This is a genomic window from Nannocystis punicea (assembly GCF_026965555.1).
GTDB classification, from domain to species: Bacteria; Myxococcota_A; Polyangia; order Nannocystales; family Nannocystaceae; genus Nannocystis; species Nannocystis punicea.
On record NZ_CP114040.1, the window covers coordinates 6,265,856 to 6,283,278 of the forward strand.

Here is a 17,423-nt window from a genome sequence, read left to right on the forward strand (position 1 = left end):
GCCTTCGACGGCCTCCGCGTCCCTCGTCACCTTCGACCCCCACCCGGCCCAGGTCCTCGCGCCCGAACGGACCCCGCCTGCTTACTTCTGATGCGGCCGAGCGTCGAACGGCAGCGTGATCGTGAAGGTAGTCCCCTCGGTGGCACTCTCGACCTCGACGTTGCCGCCGTGGGCCTCGGCGCAGGCGCGGACGAACGCCAGCCCGAGCCCCCAGCTCTCTCCTGCCTGCGGCGCCCGGCGCCGCCGCGAGAACACGTCGAAGATGTGCTCGCGGTGCTCGGCGGGGATCGGGTCACCGAAGTTGTGGACCGACAGGCGCACGTCACCGCCGCGACGCGCGAGCCGGATGGCGACCTGCGTGTCGGCCCGCCCGTACTTGACCGCGTTGACGGCGAGGTTCCACACCGCCCGGCGGAGCTCGTCGCGGCTCCACATGCCGCGGAATTCCCCGTCGGCTTCGATCGCGAAGCGCGGGCCGTACTGGGCCTCGAGGTCCTGGACGACGTCCTCGGCGACCTCGCGGAGGTCGCACCAGTCGATGTTCAGCGGCAAGCGCTGGCCGGCCTCCATTCGGCTGACGTCGAGCAAGTCGCGGATCATGAGATCGACGCGCTCGAGGTTGCGCTCGATCCGGGCGACGACCTCGGGTCGGGCGGCCCGGTCGCCGAGCCGGACCAGGGTCTGGGCGCTCATCTTGGCGCTGGCCAGCGGACCGCGGAGATCGTGCGCGAGGATGGCCGTGAAGCGCTCCCGCAGGGCGCGTTCGGCCTCGAGCTCGTCGATCCGAAGCCGCAGCTCCGCGTGCAGTTGCCCGTTCTCGAGGTGCAGGGTCATCCCCTCGCCGAGCGCTTCGATGCGCCGGCGCTCACGGACGGAGAACGGCCCCTGCGTGCGCGTGCCGATGTACATCACGCCGCGGATCCGGTCGCGCCGCGGGAGACGCACGCCGAGCAGCGAGTGGATGCCGCTGCCCCGCAGCGCGTCGCTGACCACGAGCTCGGTGGTAGCGACGTCGTCGATGGCGACCGGCTCCTCGCTCGTGGCCATCAGGCCGGTGACCGTGGCGGGGTCGAGCGACGTCACGATCTCTTGCAAGTCGTCCTCGGCGAGCCCGACCGCGGCCCGCGTCACCAGCAGTTCGCTGCGCGGATCGTACAGGAACAGCGCCGCGCACTGCGCGGCCATCGCCTCCATGATCACCGCCAGCATCGCTTTCAGATGCTCTCCGAGCGGCGCCCCGGGCGTGCGCAGCGCTTTGTCGGCCAGCGTTCGCAACTGTCGGAGGTAACGCTTCTCGCGCTGCTCGTCGAGCTGCATGTGCATTTGGAACGAGTCGGTCGTCCGCACCATGATGCTCTGCAGGGCGAGGAAGATCCGCGCGAGCTCGTCGGGGGACGGCCGTTCATCCGCCGGGGCCGACGCCGCACAGGACGAGATGCAGCGCTGGAGAATGGCGAACTCCTCCACCACCTCCCCGACCTCGAAGCCCCAGCGGATCCGATCCGACAGGTGGCTCTCGATGTGACGCATGACTACCTTCAAGTCGGCGCCGCCCGTCAGCGCCGCCAGACAGATCGGCATCAAATTCTTGAGCTCGACGTCGGAGAGCCCGCGGGCCGACGCCGCGCGGCTGGCCTCGCTGGCCCACGTCTTGAGGATCTCGTCGCCATGACGGTCGAGGAAACCGGTCGAGGACGCCACACCATCATTGTACTCCGTGATCTGTGCCGCGGTAGACGGCGCGTCGACGACCTGACGGCTCTCGCGCTTCGTTTGGGAAGACGTAATCAGAGAACGCCGACATCGGTCCTCAGAATCGAGCGGACCGAGCAATTTGGGCGGAGCGCTGTCGCATTCAGGAGCCCTAAGCTCGTGTGCGCGTCGCGCAAGTCGTTTTTCGCCGCGAGCGCCGGCGTTGGCGTCTGTGCTCGCGCCGCGCCGCGAGCTTGCGGTCGGCTGCCTTGCCGCCCACAAGAACGTCATGGCACGCGTGCCGGGGCATCCGGCGCCCAGAGCGCCCTTTACGAGTCGGGAGCCGGTCTCAGGAGCATTCACCTGCACCAGCCATCCGGAGGTGCGTCAGCCGGCCCTGGGGACGTGCCCCAAGTGCGGCACGCCTCTCGAGCCGGTCGGGACCTCGGCGGCCCTGCGTCGCCTCGAATGGGTGTGCCCGGTGCATTCGCACATGCTCCGAAGCGAGCCCGGCATTTGTTCCCTCTGCGGCAGGGCGCTCGAGCCGCGTGGGGTCCCTCGCACGGGGATCGAAGAGAGCGGCGATCTGCGGGCGATGAAGCGACGATTGTGGGTGGCGGCGCTGCTGACGATCCCGCTGCTCCTGCTCGCCGTTCATGACCTCTCGTCAGCGCGCGGAGCGCTTCGGTGGCCTGTGCTCGTCCAGGTGGTGCTGGCGTCGCCGGTATGCACGTGGGCCGCGTGGCCGTTTTATGCCCGGCCGGCGCTGTCGCGGCGCAGCCGCCGCCTCGATGTCTTCACTCTGGCGGGGCTCGGCGCCGCCGTGGCCTATGGCTACAGCCTGGTCGCGGCGTTCGTGCCGCAGATCTTTCCATCAAAGTTCCGGAACCAGGACGGGCAGGTCGCCGTGCACTTCGCGGCCGCGTCTGTCTTCATCACGCTCGGGCTCCTGGGACGGGTGTTGGAGCTGCTCGCCCGCCACCGGCCCGGGGCGGCGGTCCGCAGGATGCTCGACATGGCGGCGCAATCAGCCCGGCGGCTCACCCAGGACGGCAGCGAGGAGGAGGTCCCGCTCGAGGTGCTCCGCGTCGGCGATCGTCTGCGGGTCAGGCCCGGCGACAAGGTCCCGGTCGACGGCATCGTGCTCGAGGGGCACAGCTTCGTCGACGAATCGATGGTGACCGGTGACCCGATTGCGGCCGAAAAGCGCGCGGGAGACTTCGTCATCGGCTCCACTCGCAACGGTGGCAGCGCGCTCCTCGTTCGCGCGGAGCGAGTGGGCGCGGACGTGTTGCTCGCGCGCATCGTGGCGATGGTCGCGGAGGGCCGGCGAACTCGCGCGCCCATCCAGCGGCTCGCCGACGTCGCCGCCGCGTACCTCGTGCCGGTCATGGCGGGCCTGGCGGGCCTCACGTTCCTCGTGTGGGGCGTGTGGGGCCCCGAGCCGCGAATGGCGTACGCCCTGATCAATGCGGCCTCGGTGCTGATCATCGCCTGTCCGTGCGCGCTGGGACTGGCGACGCCGATGTCGATCATGGTCGCGGCCGGGCGCGCGGCGACCGCCGGCGTGCTGTTCAAGAACACCGAGGCGATGGAGATGATGCGGCGCGTCGACACCCTCGTCGTCGACAAGACGGGCACGCTGACCGAGGGGAGGCCGAAGCTCGCCGCGATCGTCGCCACGGCGGAGATGGACGAGGCGGGGATCCTGCGGCTCGCGGCGAGCCTCGAGCGCGGCAGCGAGCACCCAGGGGCGGCGGCGATCGTCGAGGAAGCAGCATCCCGCCGGCTCGAGCTCGCCGCGGCGGAGCAGCTCACGGCGATGCCGGGCGAGGGCGTGACAGGCGTCGTCGACGGGCATCGCGTCGCGGTCGGCAACCTGACGCTGATGCGCCGCCTCGGTGTCGCGCTCGGAGCGAACGTCGAGCACGCCCATACGCTCCGCGCTGAGGGACACACCGTCATGCTCGTCGCAGTCGACGGGGCGATCGTCGGCCTCGTCGATGTCAGCGATCCGATCAAGGCGAGCACACCGGAAGCGATGGCAGCGCTCCGCGCCGAGGGTCTCCGCGTGGTGATGATCACCGGCGACGATCGGACGACGGCCGACGTGCTGGCGCGCAAGCTCGGCATCGACGAAGTCATGGCTGGAGTGGAACCCGATCAAAAGGCAGGCGCGATCGCCCGACTGCAGGCGCAAGGACGGCGCGTCGCCATGGCCGGCGACGGCATCGACGACGCGCCTGCGCTGGCATGCGCGCACGTCGGCGTCGCAATGGGCACAGGCGCGGACCTGGCGAGAGACAGCGCGGATATCACGCTGGTCAAGGGCGACCTCCGCGGCGTCGTGCGGGCGCGCCGGCTCAGTCGGGCAGCCATCGGCAACGTCAAACAGAACCTGATCCTCGCATTGATCTACAACGCCGCGGCCGTCCCGATCGCCGCGGGCATTCTCTACCCGGCGTTCGGACGCTTGCTCGACCCCGGCGTCGTGCTCGCGGTCATGTCGCTGAGCTCGGTCTCGGTGACCGTCAACGCGCTCCGGCTGCGTCGGCTGAAGGTCTGAACAGAGTGCGGTGCCATACGTCGCGTCGCACCTCGCGCCGCTGCCTGACCGCCAGTGACCGTGCGACATGGCTCGGCCGCCCGCTGGCGCGCCCAAAACTCGCGGCCACACTTCGCCGCGGACGCGTCCGATGCAGCGAATGACCGGACTCGACGCGAGCTTCCTTTACATGGAGTCGCCGTCGGTGTCGATGCACACAGTCAACGTCATGCTCATGGACGTGTCGCAGGTACCCGGCGGCTACTCCTTCGCCCGGATCAGGCAGCTGTTCGAGCGCCGCATCCACCTGGTCCCCCTGCTCCGGCGCAGAATCGTGGAGGTTCCGGGCGACCTCTACCATCCGGTGTGGATTGAGGATCCCACGCTCGACCTCTCCCAACACCTGCGACGGGCGAAGCTGGCGCCCCCCGGCGACAGACGCGCCCTCGAGTCTCTGGTCGGCGAGATCCTCTCGACTCACATGAGCCGCGCCCGCCCTCTGTGGGAGATCACGTTCGTCGAAGGTCTCGAAGGGAACCGGGTGGCGCTCATATGCAAGGTGCACCACGCGGTCATCGACGGCGCGGCGATGACCACAGTGCTGGAGCGAGTGATGGCCAGCGAACGGGACGACCACGACGTGGCGCCCCCGACGAGCACGTGGACCGCGGAGCCGCTGCCCGGCGCGCGACAGCTCGTCCTCGACGCGCTCCGCGATCGCCTGCGGGGCCTGTCCCGGCTGCCACGCCTCTTCGGAAGGACGGCGCGCGCCGGCGTGCAGCTGCTGCGGCGCACGCGCGGCCACAGGCTCTCACTCCCTTTTTCCGGGCCCCGGACCGCGTTCAACGCCCCGCTCACGCCGCGACGCAGCTTCGCCACGGTCGACCTGCCGCTCGCGGACGTGCTGACCATCAAGACCCTGACTGGTTGCACGCTCAACGACGTCGTCCTCGGCGTCGCCGCCGGCGCGCTTCGGCGCTTCATGGATCACCACAGCGAGGTCCATCGACGACCGTTGCTGGCGAGCGTGCCGGTCGCCACTGGCGGACTCGAGGACGGCCGGCTCAGCGGAAACAAGGTATCGAGCCTCCTCGTCTCGCTGCGCACGGATGTCGCCGATCCGCTGGCGCGACTGCGAGAGATCCACGCGCTCACGGCGGCAGCCAAGGACGCCCACGATCACGAGGTCGGCGGCTTGCTCGAGCAATGGAGCGAGTACGCGCGCCCCTGGCTGATACGGCTATTCATGGACCAGGTGCTGCCGCGCCTGCCGCGACCGCCGGTCAACCTCGTGATCTCGAACGTGCGCGGGGCGAGGGGGACGCAATACCTCGTCGGCTCCGCGCTCGACAGCGTCTACCTCGGCGGGCCGCTGCTCGAACAGATCGGACTCAATCTGACGGTCTGGAGCTACCGCGACACGGTGCATCTCGCCGCGGTCGGTTGCCCCGACACCATCCCCGATCCCCGCCTCCTGCTCGCAGAATGCGAGCACGCGCTCGCCGAGCTCGTCGTCGCGGCCCAGCGCGAAGGGCCGGAGCGCGGTCATCCCGACCTGTCCCATGAATGAAGATGAAACAACCGCCGGCCGGCGCGAACAGGCTCGCAGACTCGTCCTGCTCGCAACGGTGGCGGGCGCGTTCTACCTCTGTTGGTTGATGCTCGAGCCTTTCGTCGATGTGCTTCTGTGGGCAGGAGTGTTGACATTGACCTTCGGGCCCGTCCACCGGCGCCTCCTCGCGCGCGTGAGGCGGCCCGACCTGAGCGCCGGGTTGTCGACCCTGTTCGTGGTCGTCGTGATCGGAGCGCCGATGGGTCTCGTGACGTGGGTGATCGCCCGCGAGATCGCGCCGGCGGTCGGGATGCTGCAGACAGTGTTCGGGCAGCTCCTCGACCCCGACTCCGAGCCGCGGCCGCGTCGCCGCGGGTGAACGGCCGCCGTAGCCCCTCGGTTGCCGGTCGAGTCTGCTTCTCCGGGCCGTCGTTGCCCCACAGCCAGGCGCCGGCGGCGACGGACAGGGCGGCGATCCCGGTCGTTCGTATGGTCGTACTCGTCCGCATGGTCATGATCTCTCCTCCGTCGCTGCAAAGGCGGTCGATGCCAACATGGTGAGGGGCCGTTCCCACGGTGCCGCCGCCGACTTTCTTCCTGGCTCACAACGACACCTGAATCGCCCGAGCGGCTCTTTGTGGATTGGCCGACACAGCTCACGGCGATAGCGATCGGGCCGAGCTACGGGCCCGAGCGGCTCGTGGACGTATGGACGTGGCGCTGCATGTCAGCAGCGGTCGGCCGCCAACGTCCCTCTCACCGCTACTGCTCGTCATCACGCCCCTCCGACGTAACCCGCGTCGGGCGCTTGGGTCAAGACGCGGTACACTGGACGGTTACGCCTCACGTGCGGCTCCTGGGCGCCCGGGCGTCACCTCCTTGCCATGCACACCCCGATCAAGACCTCGCTCCTCGGCGAGCGTCTCGTCGCTGGTGGTCAGGGCGACCCCGCCGTCGCGCCCCGTCCACCGCACCTTCGGCGGCCGCCGGCCAACCTGTCCCCGTCCGCCGCTTCGTGCCCCAGCACGACCGGAGCGGAGGGCCGGCTGTCCGGGTGCCCCCGCCCTTAATGGTCGACAAGGTGGAGTTCCTCGACCCCAGACTGCCGCGGCCCGCTACGGGTCAAGGTCTTCGGTACGGAAGTTGGATTCGGTCTTCACGAACATCACCCCGGTGAATCTGCCGCTCACCGTCTCGTCGCGTTTATAGTATCCGTTGTCCAAGACGGTACCGGCGAACGGTGTCGTGTACCAGCGAGTGGCGGTGGTCGTGAACTGGAGATCCACCTTGCCGGTTTGGGCGATCCATCGGTAATCCCACCTCGTCTGCGCCGGGGCCGTGTATGTCTCGTTGGTAGAAACCGTGCGCGTTTCCTCGTGGCTCTTCGTGTTGCTGTCGGAAGCCTCGTAGTTGTAGTTGAGCGCCAGGGCTAGCGTACCCCCTCTACCGCCCGAGGGGGTCTCCCACGTATACGAATAGTCAATGGCACCGCCAGTGCTGTGCGTGGTGGTGACCGTGACGGAGGTCGACTCGGTGACGCTCCCGGTGTAATTGAAGTTGAGGATCGCGGGTTGATCTTTCGCGTTGACGGCGCCCTTCGATTCCAGCGTGCTGCTCGTCTGGTTGTGCGGGACGACATCGTGGATGACAACGTCCTGGATTACCTCCTTCACGGGCGTGACGCGAGTGAACTTGAACGAGCTTGCGGTGTCATTGAACGACACGGTCTTCAAATTGGCGACTTCCCCTTGGCCCCGGCCGACGTTCTGGAAACTCACTCCACCCCCGATGTGTTCGTAGAGAATCATGTTGACGGTGTCGAGCAGGCCCTGCCACTTGATCGCGCTGAGCCTATCGTTGATGTACCATTCGACCATGCTGTGGTCTTTGTTGAACTCCCACTCCGAAGGAAAAACCGTCGTCCGCGCGCCCGTGAAGTCGGCGCCTTCGAACAGGAACACATAGCCCTGAGACAGATCGACGATCCGCCACACGAAAGCGGAAACGCAGTCGTTCATGTTGTACTGCCGCAGATCGACTACGTGCTCTGCTCCGTCGCCGATGATGTCATAGACCCTGCCGGCCCTGTCGAGGAAGGGAAACTTTGACGTCGTCACATTGTCGAGCAGCGTGACGACGTGCCCCTTCGGGATGTTGTAGCGCACGAAAGATGTACAATCCTGAAACGTGCCAACGAGGGAATGGACGACGCTCGGGTTGTAGTTGTCCAGCTCAATGCGAAACTGTTGAGATTTATCATCAGCGTAATCCTTGTAGAGGATAACATAACTGTTCGACGTAGTCATGGTTCACGCTCCTTGTTCATGCCCCGTGAAGGGGAGAGTCGTCATTCTTCGCGTTCTGCGAATGCTTCGTCGTTTCGACTTGGGCGCAAGTTCGCCTAACCCTTAGTCCCTGTCAAGCCCCGTCGATGCTGGTCGACGCCGCTCGGCACCTCGACCAAGTGTTAAAATGCGCATTCTCTAAGGGCACCGCACGTATTTTTCAAAGTCGTGGTCCGCGAACGGACGATGTCGCCCTTTGGGACCGCGATGGCGGGCGTGGGACCGGACATCGACGAGCAAAGGAGGGGCGGCAAGTTCGAATCTGAGCTCGTGACGCGTCCAGGCAGCTGTCGCGGCATGGGCCTTATGCGATGGGCGGCCTCCGCAACGCCGTCTCGTCGCTGTTCGCCTCGGACTCGGGTCTCGAAGGAGGTGGCGGCCATCTTCTCCCTGCCAAGACTTCCTCGGAAGCGTTGGCCTCGAGGTGCGGGCGTCGAGCACCGAGCCACCGAGCCGACCCGGCCGTCGCCGACATGTCACTGGGGGCGGGACGGACGCGACGAGGTCGGGGAGATCGGCGGGCGCGGGGAGCTCAAACGGGGCGGTCGGACATCGCGCTCGAACTCTGGGGTCAGCGACGCGGGCAGCGCGTTGCGGGACGATTACAGCGAGGGCAGTTGGTGCGGGTGCCGCTCTCGCCGGGGGTGACCATTGTGTTGGTGGTTGGAACCTCAGTCGACGGCTCGTGGACGCTCCTCGTCGCAGACGGCCGCCGCTACCTGACGCGGGGCACACCAGACCTGCCCGAGACCTTCGCCTGCATCGCCCAGGTCGGCACGGACGGCGGAGACCTGCTCGGTGAGGCGCTGGTCCACGCGGTGAGCCCCGAGCCGAACGGCCCCGGTGGCTGCAACGAGCTTTTTCCGCGACGACGCGCTCCTCGTCGCCGCGCTCGTCTCGTGGACCGCCGACTACGATTCGGAGGGTACACCTGCTGAGTGGGCGAAGGCAATCGTGAACACCAAGGACGACGAGGAGTCCTTGGTCATGTTCAGTATTGGTGGTGCGCTCTGGTCGGCCACCGCCTGGGCCTGAATCCAGGTTGATGTGGAACCGGCGTTTCAGATGCACGGTTTCGAACTCTTGACAGGCGAACCAAAGTTGCTCCCTTCGATGGTCGAAGGCGAAGCGCATGGCGAGGTCGTCGGGCGCGAACTCGGGGCTCGACCGCGTCGCGCCGAAGTCGCTCGTGCGACGACGTGCCGCTGGGCACCACGGTCCCGGCCTGGTTCGCGCACCGGCGCGGTGCAGCCGGCCTCATCATGGCCGCCCAAGCGCCGCCGACCACGACCGCGCGAGCACCCAGCGAGGTCTGGGACGGGATCGCGGCCCTCGGCGACGCCCATCGACGCGCTTCACCGGTTCGAGCTCGCGCCGCGACCCAGCCCCCACGCCACGCCACGCCCTGCCGTGCCGATATCAGCCGGGCGCATGCACGAGCGGCGAGTGATGGATGATTCGCGCGAGCGCTTCGGGGTCGACCGGCTTGATCAAATGCAGATCGAAGCCGGCCTTCTTGACCTTCTCCGTGTCCGATGGGAGGCCGTGACCGGTCAAGGCGATGATGAGGGCGCCTGCTGTCGACGAGGCCGCGCGGAGGGCCCGGCACACCTCGTAGCCGTCCATGGAGCCGGAGAGGCTGAGGTCGCACAGGACCACGTCGGGTGGATCTGCGAGCGCCGCCTCCACCCCTGCTGCGCCCGAATCGGCGATCGCGGCGGCATGACCCCACATGCCGAGCAACATGCCGAGGCTCTGGGCGGCGTCCTCGTTGTCCTCGATCACGAGCACGTTCCGCCGATCGTCGGGGCGGCCCGGGAGCTCCGGCGCGTCCACTTCCGTGTCGGGCGGGGCTGAAGCCACAAGGGGCAAACGAATCGAGACCTCCGTACCACGACCCTGGCCCGCGCTCGTCGCCTCGACCGTGCCCCCGTGCAGCTCGACCAGCGCCTTGACGAGCGAGAGGCCGAGGCCGAGGCCGCCCCGCCCTCGTGCGAGGTGAACATCGGACTGCGCGAAGGGCTCGAAGGCTCTGGCCAGGGTCTCGGGGTCCATGCCGACGCCGTTGTCGCTCACGCGCACGACGGCGGTGTCGCCTCGCCGCTCGAGCACGACCGAAATCCGACCGCCGGGGTCGGTGAATTTGAACGCGTTGCCGAGGATATTGCTGATGCATTGCGACAGCCGCACCGCGTCTCCGTTCACCGGGAGAGGCTCGCGGGCGGTGAACTGCACGGAGACCCCCGCGCGGGCCGCCTCGGCGCGGTGATCCTCGACCACGGTGCGGACCACGGCGACGAGGTCTTCGCGCCGCTTCTTGAGGAGGATCTTCCCGCTGGAGATGCGCGAGACGTCCAGCAAGTCATCGATGAGCCGGGCCATGTGCGCGGCCTGGCGATCGACCATTCCCACCGCCCGCTGGATCGCCGGGGTGGGGGTGGGCAGGGCCCGCCGCAAATAATGAATCGCGTTGCGGATCGGCGCGAGCGGGTTTCGTAGCTCGTGGCCCAGCAACGCGAGGAACTCGGTCTTCTTCCGATCCGCCGCGTTGACCTCGTGGAAGCGCTCCTGGCTCTCGCGAAGGGCCTGCCGGTCGCGCTCGTGCTCGGTGATGTCGCGCGCGATCCACGAGACCGCAGCCCGGCTGCCCTGGGTGTCGGTGATGGGCGACAGACTCGCCAGCACCCGCACCCGCGAGCCGTCTTTTCGCTGCAGGAACGCCTCGATCGGCGGGCTGCGCTCACCGCGGAGGGCCGCGGCGAAGGCCGAGGCGAACGGCGACGATTCGTCGGGAGCGGCGAGGAAGTCGATCGTTCGCCCGGCGGCCTCCTTCGCAGTGTGACCGAACATCACCTCGGCGCCGTTGTTCCAGGTCACGATCGCAGCGCGGTCATCGAGCGCCAGGATGGCGTCGTGGGACGACTCCACGATCGCCGCGAGCCGGCGCGCCGAGTCCCTGGCGGACTTCAAATCGGTGATGTCGACGAATGTGATGACCACGCCGACGACCACGTCGTCGGTCGTTCGGTAAGGTTGGATCCGCTGCTGGTACCAGACATCCGCATCCAGCAGCTGGACCTCGCGTTGCGACGCGGACTGGGTCTGCAGCACTCGCTCGACGTCCGCGACGAGGTCACCGCCGGCGAACTTGGGGACGATATCCGTGATGTCCCGCCCGACGTCGCTGTCGATCAGCCGAAACAATTGGCTCGCCTCGGGCGAGAAGCGCTTGATGGTGAGGTCGCCGTTTAGGAACACGGTGGCGATCCGGCTGCTGGCGAACAGGTTTTGCAGGTCGTTGTTGGCCTTGTCGAGCTCCTGGAGCTTGCGGCTCAGCTCGGCGTTGACGGTATGGAGCTCCTCGTTGATCGATTGCAGCTCCTCCTTCGAGGTCTGGAGCTCTTCGTTGGCCGACTGGAGCTCCTCGTTGGACGATTGAAGCTCCTCGTTGGTCGACTTCAGCTCCTCGTTCGCGACCTCGAGCTCCTCGACCGCCGTCTGCAGGTTCTCCCGGGTGCTGCGCAGCTCGGTCTCCAGCGCCGCGGCGTGCGCGTCGCCGATTGCGGGGGTGCGGCCCTCGGCCTCCGCCTGTTCGGAGCTCAGGGAGGTGCCCGCCTCGTAAAAGATCACGGCGTACAGATCGGAGTCCGCGCCGAGCTCGAGCAGCGGTCGGACGACGATGTCGACCGGCTGAATGCGGCCGTCGACGGGGAGCGAGACTCCGCGCTGGATCCGCTCCTGGCGCTTGCTGGTGGCCTCGCGCAGCAGCACGTGCAAGTGCGGCCGGAGCTCCTTGCTGGCCATCTCGAGCACGTTGATCCCCGCGGCGCCCGGCGCGAGCTCGAGGAACTTCCGCGTCTGCCCCGAGACGAACACAATCCCGCCGTTGCCGCGGACGATGACGGCGGGGGGCGCATAGACGGCGAGGATCAGGCGCTCGAGCGTCCGGGTGAGGCTCTGATCCCGGGCCGCCGGCTCGTGGCCCTGCGGCGCCTCGGCGATCCGACGAGACAGGTCGAGCCCCCCGAGCGGAAACCTGACGGAGACCTTCGCCTCCTTCCGCTGGAAGATCCGTTGCTTCGCATCGACGACGGTGAACAGTTCGGGGTGGGCCGTGACGTTCTCGGACGGTCCGAGCAAAAGGAAGCCGCCCGGACGGAGACCGTAGTGGAACAACGGAAAGACGGTCCGCTGCAGATCGCTCTCGAGGTAGATCAGCACGTTCCGGCACGAGATCAGGTCGAGCCGTGAAAACGGTGGATCGCTGATGATGCTGTGCGTCGAGAAGACGCACATGTCCCGGATCTCCTTGCGGACCTGCCACCCCCCATTCGGTCGGGGAGCGAAGAAGCGTTCGAGCCGCTCCGGGGAGACTCGGTCCGCGATCGTCTCCGGGTATCGCCCGGCCCGCGCCACCTCCAGCGCCTCGTCGTCGATGTCGGTGGCGAAGATCTTGGCGCCTCGGGCCGCCGTCTGCGGCGCCTCGACCAGGATCATGGCGATCGAGTAGGCTTCCTCGCCGGTGGCGCAGCCGGGGACCCACACCCGCACAGGGTCGTCCGGCGCCCGGTCCGCGAGGATCCGCGGCAAAACGTCCCGAGCCAGCGCCTCGAACAGCTCGGGATCGCGGAAGAATTGGGTCACGCTGATCAGCAGGTCCTGAAACAGCTGATCGACCTCCGCGGGCGTGTTCTTCAACAAGTCGACGTAATCTTCCAGTGAGCGCTGCTGGAGCACATGGATTCGCCGCTGCACCCGTCGTTCCATCGTCGAACGCTTGTAGCGGCTGAAGTCGCGGCCGGTCCTGCGGTGAATGAGCGCGCACAGCTGATTCATCAGTACGTCGTGCTCGCGCGCCCTAGTCGGTTCGTGCGCGCCGTCGGCCGGGCGTGCGCTGGTACTCTGGATGCGTGCGACGTACTCCATCACCTTGGCGGGCATCGCCTCGACCGGGAGGATCCAGTCGACCTGGCCGGCGTCGATCGCGGTGCGGGGCATCGTGTTGTACTTCGCGGAGGCGAGCTCCTGTGCCATCGCCACCCCGCCGTGCTCCTTGATCGCCTTGAGGCCGAGGCTGCCGTCGCTGCCGGTCCCGGAGAGGATGACGCCGATCGCTCGCTCCCCGCGCTCCTCCGCCAGGGAGCGGAGAAACGTGTCGATGAGGTTGGTGCGGTCGTCTCGCGCTTCGAGTCGAAGCGCGCCGTGCTCGAGGGTGAGGGCTGCGTTGGGAGGGATGATGTACACGTGGTCGGGCTCGACGCGCGCTCCGTCCTCTGCCGCGCTCACCGGCAGCGCCGTCTGCTTGGCGAGCAGTTCGGGCATGAGGCTCGGGAGGTGCGGGGCGAGGTGCGAGACGACGACGAAGGCCACGCCAGGCTCGGGCGGCACGTGGGCGAACAGTTGCTCCAAGGCCTCGAGGCCGCCGGCGGAGGCGCCGATACCGACGACGGGACAGAGAGCCGAGCGTTCCTCCGAATTGCCGAGGCGAATAGAGGTCGGCACGTGTATTTCCTCGCGTGGAACTCGTCTGCGGCGCAGCAGAGTAACCCGATCGCATAGCACGCGGATGTCCCCGGGCGCAATCGAAAGCGCGGGCGCAGGGCCGAGGCCGCTCCCGCCTGCAAGAGCTTTTTCGCCTGGGGCGTGTGAGCCCCGCCTTCGGACGGCGGACGCGCCTGCCACAGACAGGTCTCGGGCGTTGGTGCTCGGCTACTCGCTGGCGCCGGTGGCGACGGTGGACATCGTCAAGCTGACCGCGCGAGGAGCCGCTCGTCGAGCGAAGGGTCGGCGAACGTGACGGCGCGGAAAGGTCATGAGCGACCAGAACAGTCTGCGGCGTGCAAGTGACGCCACGTCTTCGTCGACTCGAGCAGCCCCGTCGACAGGGGCGCAACAAAGACGCGAAGGATGGTCGACCCATCTGCGGCGCGCCGGGAACAGGTCCGAATGGCAGGTTCTCGAGCCGGCGGCGCGCCAGGCAGGCTCATCATGGCTCTGGCGCCTCGCCAGCTTCCGTGGCCTTCGGGGCCGCTCGAAGCAGGTCTTGTGCCGTCGCGAGCGCGGTCTCGGGGCCGAGCAGGACGAGGATGTCGCCGAGCTCGAGCGGCCCTCGCGACGACGGGAGGAGCGCGCCGACCCCAGGACGCTCGATTGCGACGACATCGGCGCCGCTGCGCGACTTCAGGTCGAGTCCGGTGAGCGAATTGCAGGCCGCGAGGCTGCCCGCTTCGAGGCGGATCCGTCTCAGGCTGGAACACCCGGGGGGCAGATCGTGCGCCGGTGGGAGCGGCTCGGCGAGCTCCGCCGTGTCGCGTCCCTGGCGCGCCAGTACCTGGACGATCAGTTCGGCGCCGGCGTGCGTGTGTGCTTCCAGCATGGTGATGCTCTGCCAGGCCTTGTGGGCGAGGAGGGCGAGCACGAAGACCAGGATGAGCAGGCCCGAATGGACGGGGACGAAGGGCTGCGAGAGGAGCACCAGCGGCAGGCCGATGACGATGAGGAGAGCCAGCTCGATCACGACGGTCAGCACGGGCCACGGCGCTTGCCCCACCTCCGCGGTGTCGGCCCTGTGAGGCGGGAGGGTCCCTTCGGCGAGGGTGCGGGCGAGTGCCGCGCTGCGCCGGACGACGCCGACGAAAAAGAGGCCGGCGAACAGCAGCGTCACTGCGGTCCAAACGCCGCCCACCAGCGCTGCGGGCAGCGCGAAGCGGTGAGAGATGACGGCGACGATCTCGTCCCGGACCTCGCTCGACGCGGCGAGCACGGCAACCAGCGACACCGCGTCGACCGCGAGATAGAGCGCGCCCCGGCGGAGCCGGCTCGACGCCGAGGCCGGGGGCGCGGACCAGAGGCGCTTGATCCACGCTTCGTAGAGCGCCACCAGGAGGCGCAGTTTGGCGGGCAGGTGCGCCTCGAAGCCCGCGGCAGCGCCGTGCGAGCGCCGGACCATCCACGGCGTGATCACCGACGTGAGCAGGGAGACGCCCACGACGACCGGGAAGATGAATTCGCCGGTGACCCCGGACGCGATGCCGAGCCCGGCGATGATGAACGAGAACTCGCCAATCTGAGCGAGGCTCATCCCTGCACGTACGGAAGTCTGCACCCCCTGGCCGAACAGGAACGCGCCGAGCGAGACGCCGGCGACCTTCCCGACGAGCACGAGGGCGGTGAACGCGAGCACAGGAAGCCAGTGCGCGGCGATCTGCGACGGGTCGATCGATATCCCGACCGAGATGAAGAACAGCGCGCCGAAGATGTCGCGCAGCGGTCGAATGACGTGCTCGACGCTCGTGCCCTCCCCCGATTCGGCGACGAGGAGGCCCGCGAGGAATGCGCCGAGGGCGACCGAGTAACCTGCGGCCGACGTCAGGGCAGTCGTGATGAAGCAGATGGCGATCCCGGCGATCAGCGTCGACTCGGCACGATGCTGTCCGACGACGCGGCGGAGGAAGCGCGGCACGACGAGCAAGCCCGCGGTGAGCACGACGATGAGAAAACCGAGCAGCTTGCCGAGAGTCAGTGCGAACTCGCCGGCGGACAGGCCGCTCCCCGAGGCGATCGCCGTCAGCACGGCGAGGAGCAGGATTGCGATCAGGTCCTCGAACACGAGGACGGCGGTCGTGACCGCGGTGAACTCGCCACGGAGGTGCTGATCCTCGAACGCCTTGGCGACGAACATCGTCGAGGAGATGGCGATGCACGCGCCGACGAACAGGCTCTCGACCCTGGTCCACGCGAACGCTCGACCGAGCAGGTAGCCCGCCGACACCATCAGCCCGACGACGAACAGAGCCGTCATGCCGGTCGAGGGGCCGATGCGGGCGATCTTTCGCAGGTTGAATTCGATGCCGATGCTGAACATCAGGAGGATGACGCCGAATTCGGACATCACGTGCGTCAAGGCGGCGCCGCCGGGGCCGGCGATCATCTTCCAGGGCACGTGCGGCCCCAACAGCATACCTGCGAGCAAATGGCCGAAGATGGGCGGTTGCTTGAAACGCTGCGAGACCAGGCTCGTCATCGCGGCCGTGCCCAGGACGACGCTGAGCGCCTGGAGGTAATATGGGAGGCTGGCCGCCATGGTCCCGCTAAAGGTACCATCCGCGAGGAGGGCGGCCCAACAAGGCCTCGCTCGCTCATTCCACCACGGCCGAGTTCGGTATTGTGGGCTCTCCGGGGTGGCGAAAAGCTTCGAAGAGCGAGAGGGCGATCGCCAACACCACCGGCCCGAGCACCAGGCCGATGAGCCCGAACACCTGCAAGCCGCCGAGCACCGCGAAGAAGATGAAGAGTTCGTGCAGCTTGGCCCGCTTGCCCACGAGCCGGGGCCGCAGGAAGTTGTCGACCAGGCTGATGACGAACACTCCCCACAGCGCGAGCAGGATGCCCTTGATCCACGCGCCGGTCACGACGAGGTAGATGGCGGCCGGGATCCACACCACGAACGCGCCGGCGAGCGGGATAAGCGACAGGAAGATCATCGCCACGCCCCAGATGATGGCCGAGGGCACGCCGAGCACCGCGAACGCCACGCCGCCGAGGACGCCTTGAAGGGTCGCGATGACGAGCACGCCGTTGACGCTGGCGCCGACGACCTCGCCTATCCGCCGCAGGATCTCCCGGGTCTGACGGTCCTGCAGCGGGATCGCGCCTGCTAGCGCGTCCCGCACCATCCGCCCGTCGCGGAACAGGTAGAACATCACGAACACGACGAACAACGCCCGAACGAACAGGCCGAGCACGTCGCCGAGGACGCCGAGGGTCCTGTTGGCGAGCTGCATGCCGAACGTCCGCAGCTGTTCGCTGATCTGCCGACGGATCTGCTCGAGGTCGACGTGTCGCCCCAACCACCGCATCGCCGGCCCGGTGAGCTCGGACTCGGGATCGAGGAGCTGGCCAAAGCCTGTCTGCAACAGCCCGACTGCCGGCGTGATCTCGCGGACGATCGCCCACATCACGAGACCCATCGGCGCGCCGATCGCTACGATCACGAACAGGGTCGTCAACCCCGCGCTGAGGTTGGGCCGTTTCGTGCGCGCGAGGATCCGCCGATGCACAGGATTGAAGGTGAGGATCAAGACACCTGCCCAAAGGAGCACGTCGACGAAGGGCAGGAGCATCAACCAGCAGAGATAGAACGCGCCGACCACCGCGGCGAGCAAGATGAGTCTGCGGGCCTGTTCTCGCCGATCCGGGTTCGTTTCCGTGTCGTTCATGAGACGCCAGACATGGATCGGATCTTGGCGTGTGGGGCCGGGCCGCGTCGGCCGGGGCGGCGGCTGCTGCG

General features: G+C 67.8%; 9 protein-coding genes. 4 read left to right on the forward strand and 5 right to left on the reverse strand.

What is annotated here, in order from left to right; translation table 11 throughout:
- Window positions 1-81 precede the first annotated feature (81 nt).
- Window positions 82-1,701: a sensor histidine kinase gene (locus tag O0S08_RS24180; protein ID WP_269041600.1), complete on the reverse strand. Its 1,620-nt coding sequence runs from the start codon at window positions 1,699-1,701 to the stop codon at window positions 82-84.
- Between the two features lie 280 nt (window positions 1,702-1,981).
- Here O0S08_RS24180 and O0S08_RS24185 point away from each other — a divergent pair, with 280 nt between their 5' ends.
- The 3 genes from O0S08_RS24185 to O0S08_RS24195 all read left to right on the forward strand — a co-directional run bounded on the left by O0S08_RS24185 (window position 1,982) and on the right by O0S08_RS24195 (window position 6,168).
- Window positions 1,982-4,258: a copper-transporting P-type ATPase gene (locus tag O0S08_RS24185; RefSeq protein ID WP_269041867.1), complete on the forward strand. Its 2,277-nt coding sequence runs from the start codon at window positions 1,982-1,984 to the stop codon at window positions 4,256-4,258.
- 139 nt (window positions 4,259-4,397) lie between these two features.
- Window positions 4,398-5,807, forward strand: a complete 1,410-nt coding sequence (locus O0S08_RS24190) for a WS/DGAT/MGAT family O-acyltransferase (protein ID WP_269041601.1) — start codon at window positions 4,398-4,400, stop codon at window positions 5,805-5,807.
- Window positions 5,808-5,943: 136 nt separating this feature from the next.
- Entirely contained in the window at window positions 5,944-6,168 is a 225-nt protein-coding gene (locus O0S08_RS24195) for a hypothetical protein (protein WP_269041602.1), read from the forward strand.
- A 736-nt stretch (window positions 6,169-6,904) separates the two neighbouring features.
- On the opposite strand, the gene O0S08_RS24200 is transcribed toward O0S08_RS24195, so the two are convergent.
- A complete protein-coding gene (locus O0S08_RS24200; protein WP_269041603.1) occupies window positions 6,905-8,095 on the reverse strand; it encodes a hypothetical protein in 1,191 nt (396 codons plus the stop codon).
- 882 nt (window positions 8,096-8,977) lie between these two features.
- Between O0S08_RS24200 and O0S08_RS24205 the strand changes: the two genes are divergently transcribed.
- Window positions 8,978-9,169, forward strand: coding sequence for a hypothetical protein (locus O0S08_RS24205; protein ID WP_269041604.1), 192 nt, complete (start codon window positions 8,978-8,980; stop codon window positions 9,167-9,169).
- A gap of 384 nt (window positions 9,170-9,553) precedes the next feature.
- Here the strand turns inward: O0S08_RS24205 and O0S08_RS24210 are convergent, their stop codons facing one another.
- From O0S08_RS24210 to O0S08_RS24220, 3 genes are all read right to left on the reverse strand, one after another.
- Window positions 9,554-13,636 (reverse strand): chemotaxis protein CheB, encoded by a 4,083-nt coding sequence (locus O0S08_RS24210; RefSeq protein WP_269041605.1) that lies wholly within the window; start codon window positions 13,634-13,636, stop codon window positions 9,554-9,556.
- 484 nt (window positions 13,637-14,120) lie between these two features.
- Window positions 14,121-16,217, reverse strand: a complete 2,097-nt coding sequence (locus O0S08_RS24215) for a cation:proton antiporter domain-containing protein (protein WP_269041606.1) — start codon at window positions 16,215-16,217, stop codon at window positions 14,121-14,123.
- A 55-nt stretch (window positions 16,218-16,272) separates the two neighbouring features.
- Window positions 16,273-17,352 carry an AI-2E family transporter gene (locus O0S08_RS24220; RefSeq protein ID WP_269041607.1) on the reverse strand — a complete coding sequence of 360 codons (1,080 nt, stop codon included), beginning with the start codon at window positions 17,350-17,352 and terminating at the stop codon, window positions 16,273-16,275.
- Between the last annotated feature and the right edge of the window lie 71 nt (window positions 17,353-17,423).

Excerpts from the sequence above, each read along its gene's own strand:
- O0S08_RS24185 (WP_269041867.1), top strand. The coding sequence starts at position 1,982 with ATGGCACGCGTGCCGGGGCATCCGGCGCCCAGAGCGCCCTTTACGAGT.
- O0S08_RS24190 (WP_269041601.1), top strand. The coding sequence starts at position 4,398 with ATGACCGGACTCGACGCGAGCTTCCTTTACATGGAGTCGCCGTCGGTG.
- O0S08_RS24200 (WP_269041603.1), bottom strand. The coding sequence starts at position 8,095 with ATGACTACGTCGAACAGTTATGTTATCCTCTACAAGGATTACGCTGAT.
- O0S08_RS24215 (WP_269041606.1), bottom strand. The coding sequence starts at position 16,217 with ATGGCGGCCAGCCTCCCATATTACCTCCAGGCGCTCAGCGTCGTCCTG.
- O0S08_RS24220 (WP_269041607.1), bottom strand. The coding sequence starts at position 17,352 with ATGAACGACACGGAAACGAACCCGGATCGGCGAGAACAGGCCCGCAGA.